This window comes from Streptomyces albipurpureus (assembly GCF_023701525.1).
In the GTDB taxonomy this organism is placed as follows: domain Bacteria; phylum Actinomycetota; class Actinomycetes; order Streptomycetales; family Streptomycetaceae; genus Streptomyces; species Streptomyces albipurpureus.
The window spans coordinates 58,486-81,691 of record NZ_JAMQAW010000008.1 but is presented as its reverse complement, the minus strand read 5'-3'; the positions used below and the strand labels follow the sequence as shown (position 1 = coordinate 81,691).

Here is a 23,206-nt window from a genome sequence, read left to right as displayed (position 1 = left end):
CTTGAGGGGCCCTAGACAGCGACCTCGGTCTGGGGCCGAGTGGCTGCTTGGGTCCGAGCCGGTTGCCGCCCCTGCGGCTTCGGAAAGGTTCCGTTGAACCAGTGCGCTGAATCGGTCCTCAGAGCCGGCCCTCAGAGTCGCTCCTCCAGATGGACCGTGACCGAGTCCCCGGCCTCCTTGCCGATCGCCCGTCTCACATCGGCCTTGACCGGCAGTTTGTGGGTGCCGTCCCCCAGGGCCATGAAGGAGCTGCGGAAGGGGTGCCCGTCGATCGTGCCGCGAACCTTGACGAGGCCGCGGGTACCGAAGAACTCCACGGACTCAGGCCAGACGACATAGGTCCAGCCTCCGGCCTCGGGGCTCTTCCGCAGGGTGGCGGTGAACTGTTTGTCCATGTCTCATGCCCTCATGAATCGAGTGTGCGCGCCATGGGGCCCTCGCCATGAAGATGACCGCTCAGCTGGACAGAGATCATCGCTCGCCTGGGATCACCGCCAGGGATCCCATGCTCCGTAGCCGCGCCCGGGGATGATTCGATGCCGCGGTGGGACAGAAGGCAGCGACCCCTTCTGGCGGCCATGGGATGCAACCGCCGATGATCGCTGCGGGCTCCAGGAGCATCGGCAGGGGTGCCCGCTGGGACGGCCGCCATCACCAGCGTCAAGCGTTTCCCGCCGTGAGGCTCAAGGAGTGGGTCATAGCGAGCGGCAGGTCTGATGGTGGTCCACCGGAAGGGGCTGCGGTCGGTGATGATCAGCAGCACGGTGACCACCAGTACGGTCGCGATCATCAAGGTGCCGTCGACGGTCTCGAAGACCTCCTCCATATCGGTCTGGAGTGAACCGGGGCCGCCTACCTCGACGCTCAGTCCGTCCCCACCGCTGACTTTCGCGCGCACGTCGTCGACGGAGGCGTCTCGCGCGGTCTCCTCGTTGCCGGTCCCACGGCGAGGGGCACCATCAGGGTCCTGCCGTCCTTCGAGTCGTCGGCGACAGGGCGGGCAGCAGCCGGTGCGCGTCGGCGATCTTCGAGGTCTGCCGCTCGGCAGAGGCCCGGTCGGCGGCGGTGAGTTGGCCCTCTCGCTGGTAGACGACGATCTGGGTGGTTCACCGCCGGGTAGTCGCTGCTGGATACGGGCGGCCTGGGTGGAGTCGGCGCTGTCGGGCAGGTGGTCGACGGTGTTGTCTCGCTTCTCGTCGCCGAGCTTGCCGGCGAACGGGGCGGCGAGCACCCCGACGACGATCCAGAACAGCAACACCGCCCAGGGAACTGCCCGCTGCCGCGTTGTCGCGGACGACGTGGATCGAGCGGTTGGCGGTACGGGTCCCCTGGGGCGCTTCCCTACGTCACGGTGTCGAGGGCACCAGGCTTTCCGTTGGGCCAGTGCGGACGCGTCGGACGTGGGTGCGAGATGGCGGCTACTGCCGGGGGTGGGGGAAGGCGCTCTCTGCTCCCGGAGGAGTAGGCGCGGTCCGGTCCGTCTCGGGGTGCCGAGTCAGGGAGCGGGAGGCAGGCACCGGCCTGGAAGGCGCGTATCGATCGCACAGCCCGAGCCTCGGTGAACCCCAGCGACCCGTTCAGGGCCCTTACACGGGCCTCACGCGCCCCAGGAGGTCAGTTAGGCCCCCTGAGGCCCCGGAGCGTCCAAGAGGCCCTGTGCGGCCGGCACAGTTCACCGAGGCTCGGGCTGTGCTGCGGCCGCTTCCCTGAGCCGTGCGGGGCCAGCTGGCCGAGGCCGTGCCGAACACCGCCTCAACTACCCGCCCAGAACGGACTTGCGGCCCGAAACGCTAGGGAGACAGCGTACGAGCCATGGACAGCAGCCGGGTGGTGTCGGACGGCGGCAGTTGGAGGGCGGTGCCCACCGTGGTGAGGACTTCGCGCTCGGCCGGCGTATAGGGCCCGTCCGCCAGCGCGATACGGGCTCCCTGGAGCAGGATCGATTCCCGGCCCGCCGGCGCCAGATGGGGTGAGAGCGGCTCCAGCGCCTCATGCAACTCGATCGCCAGTGCCGCGCCGTAGGGCCCGGCGTCGGTGACGAATCGGCCGGTGTCCGCCGCGAGCGCCTCGATCAGTCCGGTGAGTTGGTCCTCGGTGCAGTCGTGCAGACCCGCCGCACGGACCGTGGTGACCGCGGTCTCCCGGACGGAACTGGACGAAGTGCCCCCCGAGGCGAGGACGGCGAGCGCGACGGTGTGGACGGCGTCGCGCAGCATCGCCGAGAAGCGGGCGGTGGTCGGGTGGTCGAGCGCGTCCATACCGAAGTGCCCGTGGCAGGCGGCGCATTCCACGACGGGCCCGGCCGACCCCCGCGGCACCAGGGGGATGCCAAGGAGGGTGAAGCGACGACGGCCGGTGCGACGGCGGTAATTGCGGTCGCCTCCGCAGTCGGGACAGAAGAACTCCCCGTCCCCTACGGTGTTCCACGAAGTGTGAATGCCGCAGACCAGCAGCTTTCGGCCAAACACCCCTCGGTCTGCGCGCACCGCGCACCTCCGTAACGCTCCGGCAACATTCCCGCGTTGACGTGATGTTAGCCACAGCAGGGTTGCGGCGTCTGCACCGCAGCGGCAGTACGCCAGTACATGGCCGATTTCACGCCCTCTGATTCGCAGTTGTAAACGCATCGCGCCCCCCGGAATCTCCCGTTCGGGCGGGGTTCGGGGGGCGCGATCGGCTGGTTTGTGTCGGATCAGCGGGTGGCGCGGTTGACGGCCGAGACAACTGCCTTCAGTGAGGCCCTTGTGGTGTTGGCATCGATGCCGATACCCCACATCACCTTTCCGTCGATGGCGCACTCGATATAGGACGCCGCCTGCGCGGACGCACCCTCGCTGAGGGTGTGCTCGGTGTAGTCCAGCAGTCGCGCATCCACGCCGACGGCGCTCAGCGCGTCGAAGAACGCAGAGATCGGGCCATTGCCAGATCCAGCCAGAACCGTCTCGGCGCCGTCCACAACGGCCTCGACGGTCAGGGTGTCAGTGCCGTCGGTGTCCGTGGTGGACTGCCCGGAACGCAGCTGGATACGGCCCCAGGGGTCCTGCGGGTTGGGCAGGTACTCGTCCTGGAAGACGGCCCAGATGGCGCTTGGGGTGACCTCGCCGCCCTCGGTGTCCGTCTTGGCCTGGATGATCCTGGAGAACTCGATCTGCATCCGACGCGGCAGATCCAGCTTGTGGTCGTTCTTCAGGACATAGGCGATACCGCCCTTGCCCGACTGCGAGTTGACCCGGATGACCGCCTCGTAGGAACGTCCCACGTCCTTGGGGTCGATCGGCAGGTACGGCACGGCCCACTCGATCTCGTCGACGGTCTTGCCGACCGCGGCGGCGTCCGCCTCCAGTGCGTCAAAGCCCTTCTTGATGGCGTCCTGGTGGGAGCCGGAGAAGGCCGTGTAGACCAGATCGCCCGCGTAGGGGTGGCGCGGGTGGATCTCCATCTGGTTGCAGTACTCGCTGGTGCGACGGATCTCGTCGATCTGCGAGAAGTCGATCTGGGGGTCGACGCCCTGCGAGAAGAGGTTCATGCCCAGGGTCACCAGGTCGACGTTCCCGGTGCGCTCGCCCTGGCCGAACAGACAGCCCTCGATCCGGTCCGCGCCCGCCATGAGCGCCAGCTCGGCGGCGGCGACGGCGGTGCCCCGGTCGTTGTGCGGATGGACCGACAGGCAGACGAACTCACGGCGGGACAGATTCCGGCTCATCCACTCAAAGCGGTCCGCATGGGTGGACGGCGTCGAGCGCTCCACCGTGGCCGGCAGATTGAGGATGATCTCGCGGCCGGCTTCCGGCTGCCAGACGTCCATCACCGCCTCGCAGACCTCCAGGGCGAAGTCCAGCTCGGTGTCGGTGAAGATCTCCGGGCTGTACTGGTAGCCGAAGATCGTCTCCGGACCCAGGATCTTCTCGGCGTACTCCATGACCAGCCGGGTGCCGTCCACCGCGATCTGCTTGACCTGGTCCTTGGAGCCGCGGAAGACGACCCTGCGGAAGGTCGGCGCGGTGGCGTTGTACAGGTGGACGGTGGCGCGGTGGGCGCCCCTCAGCGACTCGACCGTGCGCTCGATCAGCTCCTCGCGCGCCTGGGTCAGTACGGAGATCGTCACGTCCTCCGGGATCGCGCCCTCTTCGATGATGGAGCGCACAAAGGCGAAGTCGGTGTCTCCGGAAGAGGGGAAACCGACCTCGATCTCCTTGTAGCCCATGCGTACCAGCAGATCGAACATCTCGCGCTTACGGGCGGGAGACATCGGGTCGATCAGGGCTTGGTTACCGTCCCGCAGATCGGTCGACAGCCACCGGGGGGCCCTGGTGATCCGCTGCTCCGGCCAGGTGCGGTCGGGGATGCCCACGGCCTCGTACGGGCCGTACTTGTGGATGGGCATGCCGGACGGCTGCTGGGTGTGGGTCGCGTTGGTCACGGGCGTGGGGCGGCCGACGGAAGTATCAGACATTGCGCGGGGCTCCTCGGGGTCCGGCTGGATACCTCCCAGGCCCGGAAGGACCATGGGGGAGGCCGACGGATTGCTGCAGCACCGAATCCCGCGGGGAGGGGGTCGGCCTTCTAGGGACCCTCACCGCGGCAGCTAAGGAGAAGCAGCCCGAAACGCATGATGCGAGCGAGCATAGCCGAGTAGCGCCGGGACAGGGGTCCTGTATCAGTATGCGGGACATCCGTCAGCCATACGGTATTCGTCACTCCATCTCGTCAATCACCGTGGCAACTAGTGACAGCCAGATAACCCAGTGCCACATTGCGGTTCATGACCAATTCCCATCCCACGTTCTGCACCATCGTTCCGCCGCATGTCCTCGACAAGATCGCGCGCGGCGATGACAGCGCTCTCGCCGAGGCCGCCCAGCGCACGCTGGAAGTCGACGCCGCCCAACGAACCCGCCGCCGGGTGACCACCGTGCGCGGTCTGGTCGCGGCCGTTCCGAGCGGGAGCGCGCCGGACCACCCCCAGCGCACGATCTACGACTGCGAGAACACCCTGCGCCTGCCGGGCAAGAAGGTCCGCGGCGAAGGGGACGAGCCGGGCCAGGACGCGACCGTCAACCGCGTCTACGCGGGACTCGGCGCCACCTTCGAGCTGCTGCTGACGTCGTACGGGCGCAACTCACTCGATGACGCGGGACTGCCGCTCAAGGCGAACGTGCACTACGACGAGAAGTACGGCAACGCCTTCTGGGACGGCCAGCAGATGGTGTTCGGCGACGGTGACGGCGAGATCTTCCTCGACTTCTCCGTCTCGGTCGACATCATCGCGCACGAGCTGGCACACGGCCTCACCCAGCACACCGCGAACCTGGAGTACTTCAGCCAGTCCGGCGCGCTCAACGAGTCGATCTCGGATGTGATCGGCTCGCTGGTGAAGCAGTACACCCTCGACCAGACCGCCGACCAGGCCGACTGGCTGATCGGCCAGGGCCTGCTCGCCCCCCGGGTCAGCGGCGTCGCCCTGCGCAGCCTGAAGGCACCGGGCACGGCGTACGACGACGATGTCCTGGGCAAGGACCCGCAGCCCGCGACGATGGACGACTATGTGCGCACCGGCCGGGACAACGGCGGTGTTCACATCAACTCCGGCATCCCCAACCACGCCTTCTACCTGCTGGCGACCCAACTGGGCGGCAAGGCGTGGGAGCGGGCCGGGCAGATCTGGTTCGACACCGTGACCGGAGGTGAGCTGTCCTCGGAGGCGCGGTTCTCGGAGTTCGCCCGGCTCACGCTGGCGGCGGCGCGGGCGCGTTACGGCGACGGCGCGGAGCTGGAGGCGGTGACCAAGGCCTGGTCACAGGTGGGGGTGCCGACCGGCCAAGCAAAGCTCTGAGCCTGTTTGATCTTGGTTGAGGCCCCTGCTGAGCCCTGGGTGAGCAGATCATGCGGAGTGAGCGGTTCGGGGCGGGCCCAGGCTCGGCCCCGAACCGATCCGGCGTCGTGGCGCTTCGCTCCGATCCGTAATAGAACGGGAGCCATGCGTATCCAAGTACGGCGCACGGGCGGTTTCGCGGGGATCGAACGGTTCGCCGAGATCGAGACCTCGGCGCACCCGGACACGGGTGGGTGGCGAGAGCTGGCAGAGCGGGCGCTCAGCGAGAGCCGAGGTGAGCCGTCCAGGGGTGTGCCGGACGGTTTCAGCTATGAGATCACCATCGATGACACCACGGTCCACGCCGCCGAACCGCGGTTGACCGAGGCCCAGCGCGAGCTGGTCTCGCGGGTGCTAAGAGAAGGGGCGTGAGGGCGGTCCCGGGGCCCTGAGGGGCGGGATCCCCGCGATGCGGCGCTCGGCGCCGCTCCCGGGAGCGGCTGGGCCCGGGGTGCTGCTGGTGGGCCGGTGGCGGCAGGGGCCCGGGGTGCGCTGCTCCCCGGGCCTCCGCCGACCGCTCAGGGCTTAGAAGCCGAGTTTGCGCAGCTGCTTGGGGTCGCGCTGCCAGTCCTTGGCGACCTTGACGTGCAGGTCGAGGAAGACCGGCGTACCGAGCAGGGCCTCGATCTGCTGGCGGGACTTGATCCCGACCTCCTTGAGGCGCTTGCCCTTGGGGCCGATGATGATGCCCTTCTGGCTCGGACGCTCGATGTAGAGATTGGCGTGGATGTCCAGCAGCGGCTTGTCGGCCGGGCGGTCCTGGCGCGGCAGCATCTCCTCGACCACCACGGCGATGGAGTGCGGCAGCTCATCCCGTACGCCTTCGAGCGCGGCCTCGCGGATCAGCTCGGCGACCATGACCTGCTCCGGCTCATCCGTGAGATCGCCCTCCGGATAGAGCGCGGGGCCCTCCGGGAGCAGCGGAACCAGCAGATCGGCCACCAGCTGGACCTGCTTGTCCCCCACGACCGAAACCGGGACGATCTCGGCCCACTCGAAGCCCAGCTCCTGGGCGAGTAGATGCACCGCGAGAAGCTGCTCGGCCAGGGTCTTGGAGTCGACCAGGTCGGTCTTGGTGACGATGGCGACCTTGGGGGTCTTCTTGATCCCCGCCAACTCCTTGGCGATAAAGCGGTCGCCGGGGCCGAGCTTCTGGTCTGCGGGCAGGCAGAAGCCGATGACGTCGACCTCGGCCCAGGTGGTGCGGACCACGTCATTGAGCCGCTCACCGAGCAGGGTGCGCGGCTTGTGCAGGCCGGGGGTGTCGACCAGGATCAGCTGGGCCTCGGGGCGGTGGACGATGCCCCGGACGCTGTGCCGGGTCGTCTGCGGCCGGTTGGAGGTGATCGCCACCTTCTGGCCGACCAGAGCGTTCGTGAGGGTGGACTTGCCCGCATTGGGGCGGCCGACGAAACAGGCGAAGCCCGCCCGGTGGGGGGCGGGCTCGGAAGACTGGCTACGAACACTCATGACGCCCATTGTCCCTGATGCCGACGGCCCTCGTGCCCCTGGTGCCCGGGGTTCGTCGTAGACCCGTGGTGGATCAGTCATGGATCTGTCGCACCGCTCTCGTGAATCAGCGGCGGATCGGCGGTGGATCACGGTGTTGACCGTGGGCCGAGCACGCCTCACGGCCCGGATCGGGGCTGCGCTCACCCCGCTGTGACGGCCGATCGCAGCCCGCCGTCAGGACCCGCGAGCAGTACTGGTGTCTGCGGTCCGCCCAGGTCGCGCACCGCCGCGAGATCCGCCGCGGACGCGGTGTCCGACTCCGAGACCACCGCCGCGGCCTCCAGGGACGTGGCACCGCTGGCCACGGCCATCGCCACCGCGGTCTGGAGCGCGCTGAGGTTGAGCGAGGCGAGCGCCACGGTCCCGGCGACATAGGTACGGCCGGTCTCATCCCGGACGGCCGCACCCTCAGGCACCCCGTTACGGGCCCGGGCGCTACGGGCCAGGGTGATGATCTTGCGGTCCTCGGGGCCGAGGTCGGTGCTCTGCGTCATGGGCCGAGCATAGATCGGCACCCGGGCGGGGCGGCAGGGCCCCGGAGATCCGGGACCCGGCTGGGCCGCGCCCGGCGTACCGACAGACCGGTCACCTCGAAGGGCTGCCGAGCGGGATCGACCGGATGGGCGTCAGCCCTGGGCGGCCTTGGCGAACTTGTCCCCGGCGCGCTGGGCCAGATCGTCGAAGTCCTTGTGACCGGTGGCGTCTCCGGGGATATGAGCGATGCGGGTGATCCCGGTGCCCTGACGCGCGACCAGGAGATTGGTCTCGATTTCGATGGACAGGCTCGCCATCTTCATCTTCATCCGGAAGTTGTGCGAGTCCTCGCCGGCCTTCGGGCCCGAGATCTTCTCGACCTTGACCTCAACCTTCTGGCCGCCCTGCTCGACGGAGAAGGCAGTGCACTCGCCCAGTGCGGTCGCGGCCTCCTTCATGAAGTCCTGCGCCCCACTGCCGGAAAAGGTGAGGACCTGCTGGCTGATGAGCGAATCCCCGTTGGCGTTCTGCAAGTCGACATCTCCGCCGACGGTGGCACCGGAGACCTTGTCATTCATGAACTCGGCGATCGGCTGACATTCCTTCTTGTCGGCCTTGTGGCCGCTGCCCGCCGATTCGCCATCTCCCATGGGCTTGTATCCCGCGGGCAGATCGGCCGGGGTGATGACCCCCGCCTTCATCTGGGCGGCGGTCAGGGGCTTGGCATCCGACTGTCCCTTCTCCGACTTCTTGTCGCCGTCGGAACCACCGCAGGCAGCGGCGGTGAGACCAAGCACGGAGACTGCGGCCAAAGCGGCGGCGCCACGGCGCATACGGATAGACATCACGGTGTTACTCCCCTGGATCACATGCTCATGGGGAGCTTCCCCCCTCCCCGGTTTACCGACCGAGAGTACCTATACGGGAGGAAACGCCGACACCGCCATATCGATTCAGGGTCGATCCAGGCGCAGTCGCTCGGCTTTGGGGAGACCGGCGACCACCAGGTCATAGGAGTCCTCAACCAATTCCCGGACCATGGAGTCCGGGAGGTCCCGGACCGTGACCGTATTCCAGTGGCGCTTGTTCATATGCCAGCCGGGGGCAATCGCCGGATGGTCGGCGCGCAGTTGAACGGCGAGGTCGGGATCACACTTCAGATTGATGGTAAGGGGCTTCGCGTCCAGTGAGCTCAGTGCAAACATCTTCCCCGCCACTTTGAAGACCGACACGCCCTCGCCGAAGGGGAATTCCTCGACCGCGTAATTGAACTCCAGGCAGAACGCCTTCAGTTCGTCTGCGTTCATAGCTGCCTCCCACATACGGCCCGGGCGATGACGCCTCAGGGTCCCCCAAGGGCTTACGTCATGACGTCCTCACGCGGCGTGCTCATCCTTGGGCGTGCCCCGAGACCGGTTCCACCAGCACAGTGACGATCTTGTTCCGTCGTCCGGCCGGAGACTCGGCCGTGAGCCGAAGCGCCCGCCCGTCCGGCAGGTCGAACAGGGCGGTCGCACCGGCGATCGGCACCCGGCCGAGCGCCTTGGCCAGCAGTCCGCCGACGGTCTCGACATCGTCGTCGTCAAGCTCATCGAGACCGTAGAGCTCGCCCATATCGCCGATGTCGAGCCGTGCCGTCACCCGGAAGCGGCCATCGCCCAACTCCTCGATCGGGGGCAGTTCACGGTCGTACTCATCGGTGATCTCGCCGACGATCTCCTCCAGGATGTCCTCGATCGTCACGATGCCGGCGGTGCCGCCGTACTCATCGATGACGACCGCGACATGGTTGCGCTTCTGCTGCATCTCGCGCAGCAAATTCCCGGCGTTCTTGGTGTCGGGCACAAAGACCGCGGGCCGCATGGCGGTGGTGACCAGATCGGACTCCGACTCGCGGTTGACATGCGTTTTGCGGGCCAGGTCCTTGAGGTAGACGATGCCGACGACATCGTCCTCGTTCTCCCCGGTGACGGGGACTCGCGAGAAGCCGGAACGCAGCGCGAGGGTGATGGCCTGGCGGACGGTCTTGTACCGCTCGATGCAGATCAGATCCGTGCGCGGCACCATCACCTCCCGTACCAGCGTGTCGCCCAATTCAAAGACGGAGTGCACCATACGGCGCTCTTCGTCCTCGATCAGGGACTCCTGCTCGGCGAGGTCCACCATCGACCGCAGCTCCGCCTCGCTCGCGAAGGGGCCTTTACGGAAGCCCTTTCCGGGGGTGAGCGCATTGCCGATCAGGATCAGCAGTTGAGGGATGGGGCCCATGATCTTGGCGAGCGGCAGCAGCACATACGCCGCGGCCGTCGCCGTGTTCAGCGGATGCTGACGACCGATGGTCCGCGGTGACACACCCACGGCGACATAGGAGACGAGCACCATCACACCGATAGCGACGGCCAGTGCCTCCCATGTTTCCGCGAATTCCTGGAGGCAGGCATAGGTGACCAGGACGCCCGCGGCCATTTCACACGCCACGCGCACGAGCAGGGCCACATTGAGATAGCGCGTGGGGTCCGCGGCGACCTGGGCCAGCTTGGCCGCCCCACGCCGCCCGGAGCGGACCGCTTCGGCGGCCCGGAAGCTGGAGATCCGGGCGATGCCCGCCTCAGCACAGGCCGCCAGCCAGGCCACGACAACCAGCAGGACGGCCCCGAAGACCAGTTGCCCGCTCATGAGACGGTCGGTGCGGGGGACGGGCCGGTGAAGCCCTTCTCCGCTCGCCAGCCATCAACGATCGCCGCCTGAAGGCCGAACATCTCGGCCTTCTCGTCCGGCTCCTCATGGTCATACCCCAGCAGGTGCAGCACTCCATGGACGGTCAGAAGCTGGAGCTCCTCGTCCATGGAGTGCTGCGTCGGAGCCTGCTCACCCTGCGCCTTGGCGACCTCAGGGCAGAGCACGATGTCCCCGAGGAGGCCCTGTGGGGGCTCCTCGTCGTCCTTGACCGGGGGACGCAGTTCGTCCATCGGGAAGGACATGACATCGGTGGGACCCGGTAGGTCCATCCACTGGATGTGCAGCTGCTCCATCGCCGCGTCATCCACCACGATCACCGACAGCTCGGAGAGCGGATGGATCCTCATCCTGGCGAGCGCATAGCGAGCCACGTCGAGGATCGAATGCTCATCGACCTCGGTTCCGGACTCATTGTTGACGTCGATCGACATGGTGTGGTTCGAGCTACTTCCCGTTCGCGCTGCGGCCGCCGTTCAGGCCGTCGTACTTCTCGTACGCGTCGACGATACGGCCGACGAGCTTGTGCCGGACGACATCGTGCGACGTGAGCCGGGAGAAATGGACGTCCTCGACACCGTCCAGGATGTCCTGGACCTGCCGCAGACCGCTCTTGGTGCCGCTGGGGAGGTCGACCTGGGTGACATCTCCGGTGATGACGATCTTCGAGTCGAAGCCGAGCCTCGTCAGGAACATCTTCATCTGCTCGGCGCTCGTGTTCTGCGCCTCGTCGAGGATGATGAACGCGTCATTGAGCGTCCGCCCACGCATATACGCCAGCGGCGCGACCTCGATGGTGCCCGCGGCCATCAGCCGGGGAATCGAGTCGGGATCGAGCATGTCGTGCAGGGCGTCGTACAACGGGCGGAGATACGGGTCGATCTTCTCGTAGAGCGTGCCGGGTAGGAAGCCCAGCCGCTCGCCGGCCTCGACGGCGGGCCTGGTCAGGATGATCCGGGTGACCTGCTTGGACTGGAGGGCCTGGACCGCCTTGGCCATGGCGAGATAGGTCTTGCCCGTGCCCGCGGGGCCGATACCGAAGACGATCGTGTGCTTGTCGATGGCGTCGACATAGTGCTTCTGGTTGAGCGTCTTGGGGCGGATGGTCCGACCGCGGCTGGAGAGGATGTTCTGGGTGAGGACCTCGGCGGGGGTCTCTGAGATGCCTTCCCCACCGCCGTTCCCGCTCGCCCTGAGCATGGCGATCGAGCGTTCCACTGCGTCCTCCGTCATCGGCTGACCGGTGCGGAGCACCAGCATCATCTCGTCGAACAGGCGCTGGATGAGTGCGACTTCCGCCGCGTCGCCAACGGCGCTGACCTGATTTCCCCGGACATGGATATCGGCCGCCGGGAAGGCCTTCTCGATCACGCGCAGTAGGGCGTCGCCTGAACCGAGGAGTGTCACCATCGGGTGCTTAGCGGGAACGGTGAACTCGGCTCGCGCCTGCCGTGGTGCTGGGGTGCTCCCCGCGTCCGCTGGACTTGCCGGACGGCGGGGGCTGGACTGGGCTGTGGGTGTGTGAGTCATGGGCCGGCTCTGTGGCCTGCACATACCTCCCGTGGCAGGGTTCTCGCTGCTCGACAACCTCTGAGACTCCAGCGTACGACGCCGCAGTGACAAGGGCCGAGGGGTTTTCCCAGCCGGAACCCCGTACGGGTCTCAGGGCCAGGCCGGGCCAGGCCCCGGACCCGACACTCCCATCCCCTGGCCAACGCCCCGGGCCCGGCGGTCACTGGTGCGGGACGTCGACCTCCCGGGCGGCTGGCCGAGTGGCCGAGTCCCACGACCGGTGGGAGCCTCCCGGACGGGGAGAAGGCCCCGATGCGCGCGGCGGACGGCACCGGTGCCGAGGGGATGCCCCGGGCCAGGGCTGCCGAAGTCGACGATCACACGGAGCTGCGGAAGCCAATGGTGGGTACTGCCCTGCGCAGGGGCCAGGGCCTGGCCGGCGGGGGCAGCAGTGCGTCCAGGAAGGCATATCTGCGCAGCGCCGCGGGGTCCTGGTCGGCCACGCCCTGGATCTGCTGCCACCAAGCCGCGATCTCCAGCCAGCCGGGAGCGGAGAGCGATCCGCCGAACTCCTGCACGGAGAGCGCGGCCGTCAGCCCCGCGAAGGCCAGCCGGTCCGCAAGCGGCCATCCCGCGAGGCTGCCGGTGACAAATCCCGCCACAAAGACATCTCCGGCCCCCGTCGGGTCAAGCGCCTCCACCGCGATGGCCGGGACCTGGGCGGACTCTCCACTTCGGCGGTCCACGGCGTACGCCCCCTCCGCGCCGAGGGTGACGACGGCCACGGGCACCCGCTCGGTGAGCGCGTGCGCCGCAGCCCGAGGGCACTCCGTGCGCGTGTAGCGCATGGCCTCCTCGGCATTCGGCAAGAACGCCTCGCAGTGCTCCAGATCCGCCAGGTCAGCCGGGTCCCAGCGGCCGCTCTCGTCCCAGCCGACATCGGCGAAGACCCGGGTTCCCTTGCGGGCTGCTTGGGCGATCCACTCATCTCTGCGGCCGGGGGTGAGAGAGGCGATGGCGGCCCTGGCGGGCGGCGGGCACTCGGGGGCGGGCTCCGGGGGCGGGGCCTCATGGCCGTGGGAGACCATCGTGCGTTCGCCCTCGTAGGCCATCGAGACCGTGACGGGCGAGTGCCAGCCAGAAACCGTGCGTGACAGCGAGAGGTCGATGCCTTCGCCCTGCTCCAGCGCGTCCCAGCAGTAGTCGCCGTAGTGATCGTCGCCGAAGGCGGCGGCGAGCGAGGTGCGCAGGCCGAGCCTGGCGAGCGCCGTGGCCATGTTCGCCACACCGCCGGGGCTGGAACCCATCCCATGGGCCCAGGACTCGGTACCGCGAACGGGGGCGGAGCCAAGGCCGGTGAAGATGATGTCCAGGAAGACGGTCCCGGTGAGGTACACATCGCAGGCGGGATCGGCAGGGGTGCGGAGCGCCGCAAGGGGGTCGAGGCAGGGGGGCTTGAGGACCGAGGGCTGTGCCTGTCGTGGTCCGTGTGGTTGCCCGTGCTTTCCATGTCGCGTGCTCACCGGTGCCGCCGCTTCTGTGCGTGGTGCAGATGTGGGCAAGTGTGCCTGATGGAGCCTCTGAGGCGGGGCCAGTTGCGGTACGAACGGGAAGTTTCCCGGGTCGGCTCCGCACACTCCGCCCAAGGCGGGCATACTCGGATCAAACACACATTCGACTGAAAGTGGGCTTGCTAGGCCCCTGCCCTTCCCTGCTCGCTCCGCACCGAAGCGAGCGGGGCTACCCCGAGATACCTCTCGACCGAGTTCCACCACAACAGCCCTGGGCTGATCGCCTGATGCCCTGTCCCAGCACCCACGGCGTCCCTGCGCCAACGCCTGGCCCTGCTCAGAGCCGCCTCGGGCACCGGCACCGGCCACCGGACAGGCCACCGGCATAAGGGCGGCAGACTCAGACTCAGACGAGGGTGTCGTGTTCCGGCCCGCTCCGATCAGGCGCGACCGCGCCCCCTACCGCACCCCGACGCCGACAAGGACGCGCCGAAGGGGCGGGCTGAGCAGATCACCCCGAGCGATGCCGCTGCCCCCGAACAGGGTCGGTTTGACCCCGGGCGGGACTTCGGCCCCGTCGAAGCGAGACCGAGCCAGCCAGGGCATCGCCCCGCACCACCAGCCCGCCCCAGAGCGACTCTCCTTGGTGTGCTACTCCTCGGTGCGCTCCTATTCGCGGCGCTCCATCGTGAAGTCATACGCCTCGACCTCGGCGATCAACCGGGCTCGTCTGGGCTCGTCGTCCTCCAAGAAGGCGGCGACGAACGAGTTGCGCGCGAGCTCCCGAAGCCGCTCGTCCGTCAAACCCAGCGCCTCCCGTACCGCGTGGAAGGTGTCGCCCACATACCCGCCGAAGTACGCGGGGTCATCCGAGTTCACCGTGCACAGCAGGCCGGCGTCCATCATCCGGGCCAGCGGGTGTTCTTCCAGAACATCGATGACCTTGAGCCGGACGTTCGACAGCGGGCAGAGCGTCAACGGCACCCGCTCCCGGGCGAGCCGTTCGACGAGCTCGTGGTCTTCCACACAGCGCAGCCCATGGTCGATGCGCTCCACCCCAAGGATGTCCAGGGCCTCCCGAACGTACTCCGCGGGGCCTTCCTCGCCCGCATGAGCCACCTTGCGCAACCCGAGCGCACCAGCCGCCTCGTACACCTCACGGAACTTCGACGGCGGATGCCCCGCCTCGGCGGAGTCGAGGCCCACCGCCGTGATCCGGTGCAGATGCGGCTTCGCCGCCTGGAGGGTCTCCATGGCGGACGCGGCGGACTGATCACGAAGAAAGCACATGATCAGACGGGTCGAGATCCCGTGCCGCTCCTCGCTTGTGTCGAGCGCTCGGGCGATGCCTTCGACCACGGTGGCGAGGGGAACCCCTCGGGCGGTGTGGGCCTGCGGATCGAAGAAGATCTCCGCATGGCGCACACCCTGGGCCGCGGCCCGGGCGAGATAGCCGTCGGTCAACTCGGCGAAGTCGTCCTCGGTGCGGAGGACCGCCATCAGCGCGTAGTAGAGGTGGAGGAAGGACTGGAGGTCCTCGAAGAGGTAGGCGCGACGCAGCTCTTCGGTGTCCTCGAAAGGAAGCCGCACGCCGTTGCGGGCAGCGAGAGCAAAGGCGAGCTCGGGCTCCAGCGTGCCTTCGATGTGCAGATGCAGTTCAGCTTTGGGGAGTGGCACGGGTCCAGCTTCGTTCATGGTCGTCGGGTGGGGAGGGGGACGCGCAGCAGATCGGCCGCGATGGTCAACTCGGCGGTGAAGCCGGCGGCGCGTGCCTGCTGTTCGAACGCGCCGGGGTCGCTGTAGCGCTGGGAGAAGTGGGTGAGGACCAGATGCCGGACACCCGCGTCCCGGGCGACCCGGGCGGCCTGGCCAGCCGTTAGATGACCGTGGTCCACGGCGAGCTGCTCGTCCTCGTCCAGGAAGGTGGATTCGATGACGAGCATGTCGCAGCCCTCGGCGAGGGCGTACACACCGTCGCAGAGCCGGGTGTCCATGACGAAGGCGAACCGCTGGCCCGGGCGATTCTCGCTGACCTGCTCCAAGGTGACCCCGCGGAGCTCTCCCGCACGCTGGAGGCGGCCCACATCGGGGCCCTGGATGCCATGGGCGGCGAGCTTTTGGGGGAGCATCCTCCTACCGTCCGGCTCGGTGAGCTGGTAGCCGAAGGACTCCACGGGGTGCGAGAGCCGGTGCGCGGTGAGGCTGTAGGCGGCGGTCTCGGCCAGCATCCCATCGGTGATGACGGGGTGCTGGCTCAGTTGCACGGTCTCGCGGTAGGCGGTGGCGTACCGCAAACGGTCGAAGTAGTGCTGACCGCTTGCGGGGTAGTGGGCGAAGACCTCGTGCGGAACACGATCGAGGTTGATGCGCTGGATGACACCGGCGAGCCCCAGGGAGTGGTCACCATGGAAGTGGGTGACGCAGATCCGGTTGATGTCATGGGCGGCGACCCCCGCGCGCAGCATCTGGCGCTGGGTGCCCTCCCCCGGATCGAAGAGGATGCCTTCGGCGCCCCAGCGCAGTAGGTAGCCGTTGTGGTTGCGGTGTCGGGTGGGGACCTGGCTGGCGGTGCCGAGCACGACCAGTTCGCGTACGGACAAGATCGGCCGCCGCTATCCCGGAGGCCAGGCGAGGCCGCGGCCACCGAGGACATGGGCATGGGCGTGGAAGACGGTCTGCCCGGCGCCGGAACCGGTGTTGAAGACGATGCGATATCCGGAATCGATGGTCTTCTCCTGCTCGGCGACCTCACCGGCCACACGCAGCACATCGGCGGCGAGGCCGGGCTCGGCCGTGGCGAGGGAGGCCGCATCGGGGTAGTGGGCCTTGGGGATCACCAGGACATGCGTGGGCGCCTGGGGAGTGATGTCGCGGAAGGCGACAACGGTCTCGGTCTCCCGCACGACCGTCGCTGGCACATCGCCCGCGACGATCTTGCAGAACAGGCAGTCAGCCTGCGGTTCTCCCGCCATGCCGGTGTCCTCCTCGTTTGAGTCCAGTACGTGAACATCGTATCGAGCACACACCACCGGCCGGCCTGCCTGTGGATAACCATCGCAACAGCCGCCGCCCCTCCCCCAACTGCCCACGGCTCCACGGACCCGCGCTACGGGAGATCGCGGGAGGGAGACGCGGTGGCCGTCGCCCCGCGCGGCACCCCCTCGATCGGGCCGATGGTGGGGCCCGGACAACCATCGGGAAGAGGTACGCGGTCCACTCCGCGGTGGACCGCGTACCGTCTCCCTACTCCCTGGCCGGCGGTGACTTCGCCGGGTTCTCCGCCAGCGCCGCCAGTGCCATCCGCACCGCCTCATCCAGCTGGGTGTCCCGCCCGGCGACATGGTCTTGGGGTGCCATCACCACCTCGACATCCGGGTCCACCCCGTGGTTCTCCACCCCCCACGCGTAACCCTCCAGCCACAGGGCGTACTTCGGCTGGGTCACCGAAGTGCCGTCCACCAGGCTGTATCTGTTGTCGATGCCGACCACCCCGCCCCAGGTCCGCGTCCCCACCACCGGGCCGATGCCCAGTGCCTTGATCGCGGCGTTGACCACATCGCCGTCGGACCCGGAGAACTCGTTGGCGACGGCCACCACCGGCCCTCTCGGGGCATCCGCCGGATAGCTGGAAGGGCGCATATCGCGCGGTAGGTCCCACCCGACTATCCGGCGCGCCAGCTTCTCGATCACCAGTTGGGAGGTGTGCCCGCCGCGGTTCTCCCGCACGTCCACGACAAGCCCCTCGCGCGCCACCTCGATCCGTAGATCGCGGTGGATCTGCGCCCATCCCGGAGCCTGCATATCGGGAACGTGGAGGTAGCCGAGCCGCCCCTGGGACTTCTCATGGACATAGGCCCGCCGGTCCGCTACCCACGCGTGGTAGCGCAGCGGTCCCTCATCGGCGAGCGGCACCACGACCGCGTACCGGGGGTCGCCACCGCCCACCGGGGCGATGGTCAACTCGACCGGTTTGCCCGCGGAGCCCATGAGAAGGGGCCCGGGGCCGGCGAGCGGGTCCACCGGACGTCCGTCCACCGCGATGATCGCGTCTCCGGCGCGCACCGCGACCCCCGGCGCGGCCAGCGGTGAGTGCGCCTGCGGATCGGAGGTCTCCGACGGAAGGACCCGCTCCACACGCCAGCCGCCGTCCTCACCGCGCGACACATCCGCGCCGAGCAGCCCCTGCCGCTCAGATCGCCCGCCGTACCAGCCGCCCGGTGTGACATAGGCGTGGGATGTGCCCAGTTCGCCCTGCACCTCCCAGAGGAGATCCACCAGGTCGTCGTGGGTGGCGACCCGGGAGAGCAGCGGTCGGTAGCGATCCAGGACACCGTCCCAGTCGACGCCTGCGAGGTCGGCGCGCCAGAAGTTGTCGCGCATCAGCCGCCCGGCTTCCTCGTACATCTGCCGCCACTCGGCGGCCGGGTCGAGGGGCTGGCGTACGCGCGAGAGGTCGACGGTGATGTTGGTGTCGCTGTCCTCGTCATGCGAGGCGCGTTGGTCGCTGGGCACCACCTTCAGGGTGCCGCCGCTGTAGAGGAGCACTCTCTTCCCATCACCGCTGACCGAATAACTCCCCACGTCCGACGCCAGTTCCTCACTGCGCTGGTGGACCAGGTCATAGCGTTCGAGCGAGGTGGTGGGCCCCGGGTCGCTGGCGTTCGCCTTGGTCGCGCCCAGCACTCCGCTCAGGGGGTGGCGCAGCCAGAGCAGTCCGTCTTTGGCCGCCCGTAGCGTCGAGTAGCGGGCTGCCTCGACCGGGAACGGGACTATGCGGTCGGCGAGCCCTTCGAGGTCGATCTTCGTGGTGGGAGTGCCGTTGCCGCTCTCCTCCTGGCCCTCGCCGCCGGTGTCCTTGTCGGCTTCGAAGGGCCGGCCGTGGCGCTGTGGCCCGAACGGCGAAGGGGTGGTCGCCGCCAGGGTGATCAGATGCGGTCGGCAGCCGCCGACGAAGGCGAGGTCGAAGACATGGCTGTCATAGACCGGGTCGAAGGACCGCTCGGAGAGAAAGGCCAGATGCTTGCCGTCGAGGGTGAAGGCGGGTTGGAAGTCACGGAAGCGCAGTGGTGTGGCCTCCGAGACGGTGAGCTCCGCGGTGGCGGCGAGTTTGAGTTGCCGCAGCGGTGACGGTCCGGCGTGGGACCAGGCCAGCCAGCGGGAGTCGGGCGAGAAGGTGAGCCCGGTGGCCTCGCCGTCCTCGCTGCGGTCGACTTCGCGTACGTCTCCCGATTCGCGCTCGATGAGCAGTACCCGACCGTCGTGGGAGGCGACCGCGGCGCGGCTGCCGTCGGGGGCCATGGCCAGGTTCAGCACCCGCCCGAGTCGCCCAGCACCGAGTCTGCGCGGTGTCGTCCCGGCGAGCGCGCCGGTCGAAGGGGCGAACTCCAGGGCATCCGCGCCCTCCGCGTCGGTGACCCAGACGACGTGTTCCACACCGCCGACCCGGAAGGTTCGGGGCAGCCTGGCGCGTACGCCCGATGTCACCGAGAGGGCGCGCGCCGGGCCTTCGCGGTGGGTCACCCAGTGGATACCGCCTCGGATCTCGACCGCGCTACCCCGTGCGGTGTGGTCGGGGCGCGCGGAGCCCAGGTGGTGTTCGGCGTCGATGAGGCGTGGGCGTAGATCGGTGCGTTGGCCACCGAGCCTGATGTCGAGCCGTCGCGGCTCGGGTGGGGAGTCGGTACCGGAGCCGGACAGTTGGTCGATGAGCCAGAGTTCGCCGGCGGAGCTGTAGACGACGCGGGTTCCGTCGGTGGCGGCGTGGCGGGCGTAGAAGCCGTCGAGGGGGCTGTGCCGCCGCAGGTCCGAACCGTCCGGCAGAGCGGAGTAGATGGCTCCGGTGCCTTCGTGGTCGGAGAGGAAGGCAATGCGCCCCGCCGCGTCGGCGGAGGAGGCGTCCCCCAACCACAGGGGGTACTCGATGTTGCCGTCCAACTCTTCGAGCAGCCGGACGAATTCGCCGTCGCCGGCCCGGTCGATCCACAGCTTGCCCGCCGTACCGCCCCGATACCGCTTCCAGGCCGCGGCCTCGCGTCCCATGGTGACGGAGAGCAGCAGGACGCCGGGGTCGCCGTGGGCCACATCGCCCACGGGCCCGTAAGGCAACGCTGTCGCAGGACCGCCATCGAGCGGAACGGCCCGGGCCCACGTGCGGCGGGAGGATGCCTGGCCATGGGCGCTGATCGCGAGGACGTCCCCTTCGGGGGTCCAGCCGCGGACGGATGTCTTGGAGTCGCCCCAGTAGGTGAGCCGGGTCGTGGATCCACCGTCGACGGGTGCCGTATGCACCTCGGGCGCCCCGTCCCGTCGGGAGGTCCAGGCGATGTGCTGGCCATCGGGTGAGAAGCGGGGATGGTCCACCGGTATGTCATCGGCGCTGACCCGCCAGGCTCGACCGCCGTCGAGGGGGGCGACCCAGACGTCGTCCTCGGCGATAAAGGCGATCAACTCGCCGTGGATATGCGGATACCGGAGGTAAGCAGGCTGCGTCACAGGGTCACCCTAAGCAGGCCAGGAGGGTGGGGTCACGACTTTGTGAGCAACCCGGGCAGGTGGGCCGGCGAGGCCGGGGGCGCTTCCAGGACAGTTGCGCCCGCCCGTACTTGACCCGGCACCTACTCGTGTCATGGGGAGGAGCCAACCGCTGCCCCGGACCGGACGCCGGGGGGTGCGATGGCAGGTGGCCGGATCACCGGTAGTTGATCATTGCGAATGCCGTCAAGTTCCCGACCGGGTCCCAGCGGGTCCACCTCCCGAGGGGTGGGACGACTGGTGGAGTGTCGGCGAACGGTTTCAGCTGTGCGCCGGCGGCGGAGGCGGAGGCGGTGGGCACCTGCCCACCGCGTTGACGGCTCAGGCCACGCCGACGAAGACCTCGACTGGGCCGGATCCGGCCGACTCACCATCGTGTGTACCGACCAGCGGACCGCCGGGCTCGCGAAATGGGGCCCGGCCGCCGAACCCGATGAACCCGTCGACCAGGCCATCGGCCGGTCCCGGGGGTGGGCAGCACGAAGAGTCACCCCGCAGCCGACGGCAACTGCCGCCCCGGGCACCGCTGTCGTCTCAGCCTCCGGCCGGCTCCGGAGTCCTGGGCAGCGCGGCGGGCGGGGGCTCGCCCTGTGTGCGGTGTGACGCCGTGACGGCACCCCAGGCCGCGAGGGCGCACTCGGCGACGCGCTCCAGATCCTCGGCCCGGGCACCGTCAACGGCCTGTACGGACATGCCCTGGAGCACGGCGGTGTAGAAGGCGGCGATCGTCGCGGTGTCCGCGTCCGGAGGCAGCTCACCCTCCCGCACGCCCCGGTCCAGCCGGGCGGCCATCATCTCCACGCCCGACCTGCGCCACTGGGCGAGGTGGTCGCGGACATCCGCGCCCGCGTCGGAGACGTTCATCGCGGCGAGCACGATCATGCAACCGGCCGGCCGGTCGTCGCCGGTGTACGCGCGGGCGTTCTCCCGGAGCACGGCCGCGACGGCCGCGTACGCGGTGGGTTCCTCGGTGAGCGCACGGGTCACCGGGCCGCCCTCGGTGTCGTTGTAGAGGGCGACCGCCTCACGGAACAACTGCTCCTTGGAGCCGAACGCGGCGTACAGGCTCGGGGAGCTGATCTCCATGGCGGATGTCAGCTCGGTCATCGACGTCGTCTCGTACCCGTGCGTCCAGAAGGCCTGCATGGCCCGCTCCAGAGCGGTGGCCCGATCAAAGCCCCGAGGGCGTCCGCGTGCCGCCATGGGCCCGCCTCCTCTGTCTCCGCGCCGGACTCGTCCGGCGGGCGGTCCCGGTGGTGCCCGGCCGCCTGTCACTGTCCGACCCGCTCGTCCCCGACCGGTACTGTCCCGGCGGCTGAATTCTGTGTCGATCACTAAAAATACACCTTGACGGTACTCGGGGCGCGTGACAGCATTTCCATAGTGATCGGCACAGAAATGGGGGGCGTCATGGGCGACACATTGCTGGGCAAGGCCGCACTGGTGACGGGCGGCAGTAGGGGGATCGGCGCGGCGATCGTGAGAGGGCTGGCTGGTGAGGGGGCGGACGTGGCCTTCACCTATGTCAGTCCAGCGAGCGAGAAGCGGGCGCGAGGAGTGGTGGAGGAGGTCGAGGCACTCGGTAGACAGGCGCTCATGATCAAGGCTGATGCCGCCCGAGCCGATGAGGTCAGTGGCGCGGTGCGCGGCGCCGCCGCGACATGGGGCCGCCTGGACATCCTGGTGAACAACGCCGGGATCTATCCCTGGGGCCCGTTCGAGGACGTCACCGTCGAGGAGCTGGACCGCACCCTGGCCATACACGCCCGGGCGGCCTTTCTCGCCGCCCAGGCGGCTTCGCACCATCTGCCCGACGGCGGACGGATCATCAACATCGGAAGCAATCTCGCCGACCGGGTCCCGTTCCCGGGCATCGCGCTGTACGCGATGAGCAAGGCGGCGCTCGGCGGCCTCACCCGGGGCCTCGCCCGTGAGCTCGGGCCGCGCGGCATCACGGTCAATGTGGTCCACCCCGGCTCCACCGACACGGAGATGAACCCGGCCGACGGTGAGAGCGCCGACTACCAGCGGGCGCTCTCCGCGCTGGACCGCTTTCTCGACCCCGACGATGTGGCGGCCACGGTCGTGCACCTGGCCGGCCCCGGTGGACGCGCCATCACGGGCGCGGCCATCACGGTCGACGCGGGGACGAACGCATGAGCCCCGCGCCGCCGGCCACGTCGTCGGCGCGCCGCCTGGCTGCGCTCATACGGCCCGGAACCTGTCTCCTGGGGCCGGTTGGGCCGGGGCGCGGGATCTCCACGGCACGGCACCGGCACCGGCACCGGCACCGGCACCGGCACCGGCCCGGAACGACGGTCGCTGGAAACGGTTCACCCACTGACGCGACAGCCGGGCCGCCCGATTCACTGACGGGTTGGTTCGGCGGTGACGGTGACCGTCTCCGTGACCGTCACGGTGGCACGAGGCTCATCACCCGGCCGGTTGGCCGGACCGGAGGGACGAGGGGTGCCACTGGGCTGGGAGTCACAGTCTCCGAGGTAGGTGGCCGTGAAGGCGAGCTTGTCATTGATGCGGGTCCTGAGATCACCGCGGATACAGGTACCGGAACGTTCGTCCGTCACCCGGCCCTTGAGCGTGATGGGCTGGCCGGACTTGGTCTCGCCCTCGCAGTCAACGGTGGCGTACCCGGCTGGCGCCGTTGCACCGGACTCCCCCGTACCGCCCAGCCTCGCCGTACAGCTGAACCAACTGACCTTGTAGCCAAGTCGCTCCATGGCCCTGGTCGCGGTCCGATCGGTGGTGACGGCGACAGCGGAGGAGTTGAGCTCCGCGGAGGCGGGCTCACAAGCCGTCAAGCCCGCGATGGCCGCCCCGGTGACGGCAAGCACGGCCAGAACACGCCGACGGCGTCTTGGTGAGGTGACTTTCATGGACGGCAGGGTGGCACTGCGGGGCGGGCAGGAAAAGACTGGTTGCGGACAGAAACCCCCGGATGGACGCCAAGACGACCAGTCCCACGCACCGGGCAGGCGCCCGCTCGCCATCCCCGCACAGCGCCATGGGGTTGGTTCAAACACAGCGCCATGGGGTTTGG

The 23,206-nt window shown here is 68.6% G+C and carries 21 protein-coding genes; 3 read left to right on the top strand and 18 right to left on the bottom strand.

What is annotated here, in order from left to right; genetic code table 11:
* Nucleotides 1–131 precede the first annotated feature (131 nt).
* The 4 genes from NBG84_RS09455 to leuA form a co-directional block, all read right to left on the bottom strand.
* Nucleotides 132–395 (bottom strand): DUF1905 domain-containing protein, encoded by a 264-nt coding sequence (locus NBG84_RS09455; protein ID WP_250918873.1) that lies wholly within the window; start codon nt 393–395, stop codon nt 132–134.
* An 11-nt stretch (nt 396–406) separates the two neighbouring features.
* Nucleotides 407–1,258 carry an MMPL family transporter gene (locus tag NBG84_RS09450; RefSeq protein WP_250918872.1) on the bottom strand — a complete coding sequence of 284 codons (852 nt, stop codon included), beginning with the start codon at nt 1,256–1,258 and terminating at the stop codon, nt 407–409.
* Nucleotides 1,259–1,790: 532 nt separating this feature from the next.
* Nucleotides 1,791–2,486 carry a tellurite resistance TerB family protein gene (locus tag NBG84_RS09445; RefSeq protein WP_250918871.1) on the bottom strand — a complete coding sequence of 232 codons (696 nt, stop codon included), beginning with the start codon at nt 2,484–2,486 and terminating at the stop codon, nt 1,791–1,793.
* 206 nt (nt 2,487–2,692) lie between these two features.
* The gene (gene leuA / locus NBG84_RS09440) at nt 2,693–4,453 is read right to left on the bottom strand and encodes a 2-isopropylmalate synthase (protein ID WP_250918870.1); all 1,761 of its coding nucleotides are present in this window, start codon (nt 4,451–4,453) and stop codon (nt 2,693–2,695) included.
* Between the two features lie 309 nt (nt 4,454–4,762).
* Between leuA and NBG84_RS09435 the strand changes: the two genes are divergently transcribed.
* Both NBG84_RS09435 and NBG84_RS09430 read left to right on the top strand, forming a co-directional pair.
* The gene (locus tag NBG84_RS09435) at nt 4,763–5,833 is read left to right on the top strand and encodes a M4 family metallopeptidase (RefSeq protein ID WP_250918869.1); all 1,071 of its coding nucleotides are present in this window, start codon (nt 4,763–4,765) and stop codon (nt 5,831–5,833) included.
* A gap of 144 nt (nt 5,834–5,977) precedes the next feature.
* Nucleotides 5,978–6,244, top strand: coding sequence for a protealysin inhibitor emfourin (locus tag NBG84_RS09430; RefSeq protein ID WP_250918868.1), 267 nt, complete (start codon nt 5,978–5,980; stop codon nt 6,242–6,244).
* A gap of 153 nt (nt 6,245–6,397) precedes the next feature.
* Here the strand turns inward: NBG84_RS09430 and era are convergent, their stop codons facing one another.
* From era to NBG84_RS09365, 13 genes are all read right to left on the bottom strand, one after another.
* Nucleotides 6,398–7,351: a GTPase Era gene (era, locus tag NBG84_RS09425; RefSeq protein WP_425608611.1), complete on the bottom strand. Its 954-nt coding sequence runs from the start codon at nt 7,349–7,351 to the stop codon at nt 6,398–6,400.
* Between the two features lie 173 nt (nt 7,352–7,524).
* A complete protein-coding gene (locus tag NBG84_RS09420) occupies nt 7,525–7,878 on the bottom strand; it encodes a cytidine deaminase (RefSeq protein WP_250918866.1) in 354 nt (117 codons plus the stop codon).
* A 132-nt stretch (nt 7,879–8,010) separates the two neighbouring features.
* Nucleotides 8,011–8,703 (bottom strand): hypothetical protein, encoded by a 693-nt coding sequence (locus tag NBG84_RS09415; RefSeq protein ID WP_250918865.1) that lies wholly within the window; start codon nt 8,701–8,703, stop codon nt 8,011–8,013.
* 108 nt (nt 8,704–8,811) lie between these two features.
* Entirely contained in the window at nt 8,812–9,165 is a 354-nt protein-coding gene (locus tag NBG84_RS09410; RefSeq protein ID WP_250918864.1) for an MmcQ/YjbR family DNA-binding protein, read from the bottom strand.
* An 82-nt stretch (nt 9,166–9,247) separates the two neighbouring features.
* Nucleotides 9,248–10,534: a hemolysin family protein gene (locus tag NBG84_RS09405; RefSeq protein ID WP_250918863.1), complete on the bottom strand. Its 1,287-nt coding sequence runs from the start codon at nt 10,532–10,534 to the stop codon at nt 9,248–9,250.
* The gene (ybeY, locus tag NBG84_RS09400; RefSeq protein WP_250918862.1) at nt 10,531–11,028 is read right to left on the bottom strand and encodes an rRNA maturation RNase YbeY; all 498 of its coding nucleotides are present in this window, start codon (nt 11,026–11,028) and stop codon (nt 10,531–10,533) included. The genes NBG84_RS09405 and ybeY overlap by 4 nt, the downstream gene beginning before the upstream one ends.
* Before the next feature lie 13 nt (nt 11,029–11,041).
* The gene (locus NBG84_RS09395) at nt 11,042–12,124 is read right to left on the bottom strand and encodes a PhoH family protein (protein ID WP_250918861.1); all 1,083 of its coding nucleotides are present in this window, start codon (nt 12,122–12,124) and stop codon (nt 11,042–11,044) included.
* Between the two features lie 359 nt (nt 12,125–12,483).
* A complete protein-coding gene (locus NBG84_RS09390; RefSeq protein ID WP_425608599.1) occupies nt 12,484–13,668 on the bottom strand; it encodes a carbohydrate kinase family protein in 1,185 nt (394 codons plus the stop codon).
* A 618-nt stretch (nt 13,669–14,286) separates the two neighbouring features.
* Nucleotides 14,287–15,294 (bottom strand): adenosine deaminase, encoded by a 1,008-nt coding sequence (locus tag NBG84_RS09385; RefSeq protein ID WP_250918859.1) that lies wholly within the window; start codon nt 15,292–15,294, stop codon nt 14,287–14,289.
* Between the two features lie 14 nt (nt 15,295–15,308).
* Entirely contained in the window at nt 15,309–16,217 is a 909-nt protein-coding gene (locus tag NBG84_RS09380; protein WP_250918858.1) for a ribonuclease Z, read from the bottom strand.
* A gap of 12 nt (nt 16,218–16,229) precedes the next feature.
* A complete protein-coding gene (locus NBG84_RS09375; RefSeq protein ID WP_250918857.1) occupies nt 16,230–16,589 on the bottom strand; it encodes a histidine triad nucleotide-binding protein in 360 nt (119 codons plus the stop codon).
* Between the two features lie 271 nt (nt 16,590–16,860).
* Nucleotides 16,861–20,109 carry a S41 family peptidase gene (locus NBG84_RS09370; RefSeq protein WP_250918856.1) on the bottom strand — a complete coding sequence of 1,083 codons (3,249 nt, stop codon included), beginning with the start codon at nt 20,107–20,109 and terminating at the stop codon, nt 16,861–16,863.
* 573 nt (nt 20,110–20,682) lie between these two features.
* Nucleotides 20,683–21,351: a TetR/AcrR family transcriptional regulator gene (locus NBG84_RS09365; RefSeq protein ID WP_250918855.1), complete on the bottom strand. Its 669-nt coding sequence runs from the start codon at nt 21,349–21,351 to the stop codon at nt 20,683–20,685.
* 207 nt (nt 21,352–21,558) lie between these two features.
* Here NBG84_RS09365 and NBG84_RS09360 point away from each other — a divergent pair, with 207 nt between their 5' ends.
* Complete coding sequence (locus NBG84_RS09360; protein WP_250918854.1) at nt 21,559–22,308, top strand: SDR family NAD(P)-dependent oxidoreductase; 750 nt, start codon at nt 21,559–21,561, stop codon at nt 22,306–22,308.
* Between the two features lie 206 nt (nt 22,309–22,514).
* Here the strand turns inward: NBG84_RS09360 and NBG84_RS09355 are convergent, their stop codons facing one another.
* A complete protein-coding gene (locus NBG84_RS09355; protein ID WP_250918853.1) occupies nt 22,515–23,042 on the bottom strand; it encodes a hypothetical protein in 528 nt (175 codons plus the stop codon).
* Nucleotides 23,043–23,206: the final 164 nt, after the last annotated feature.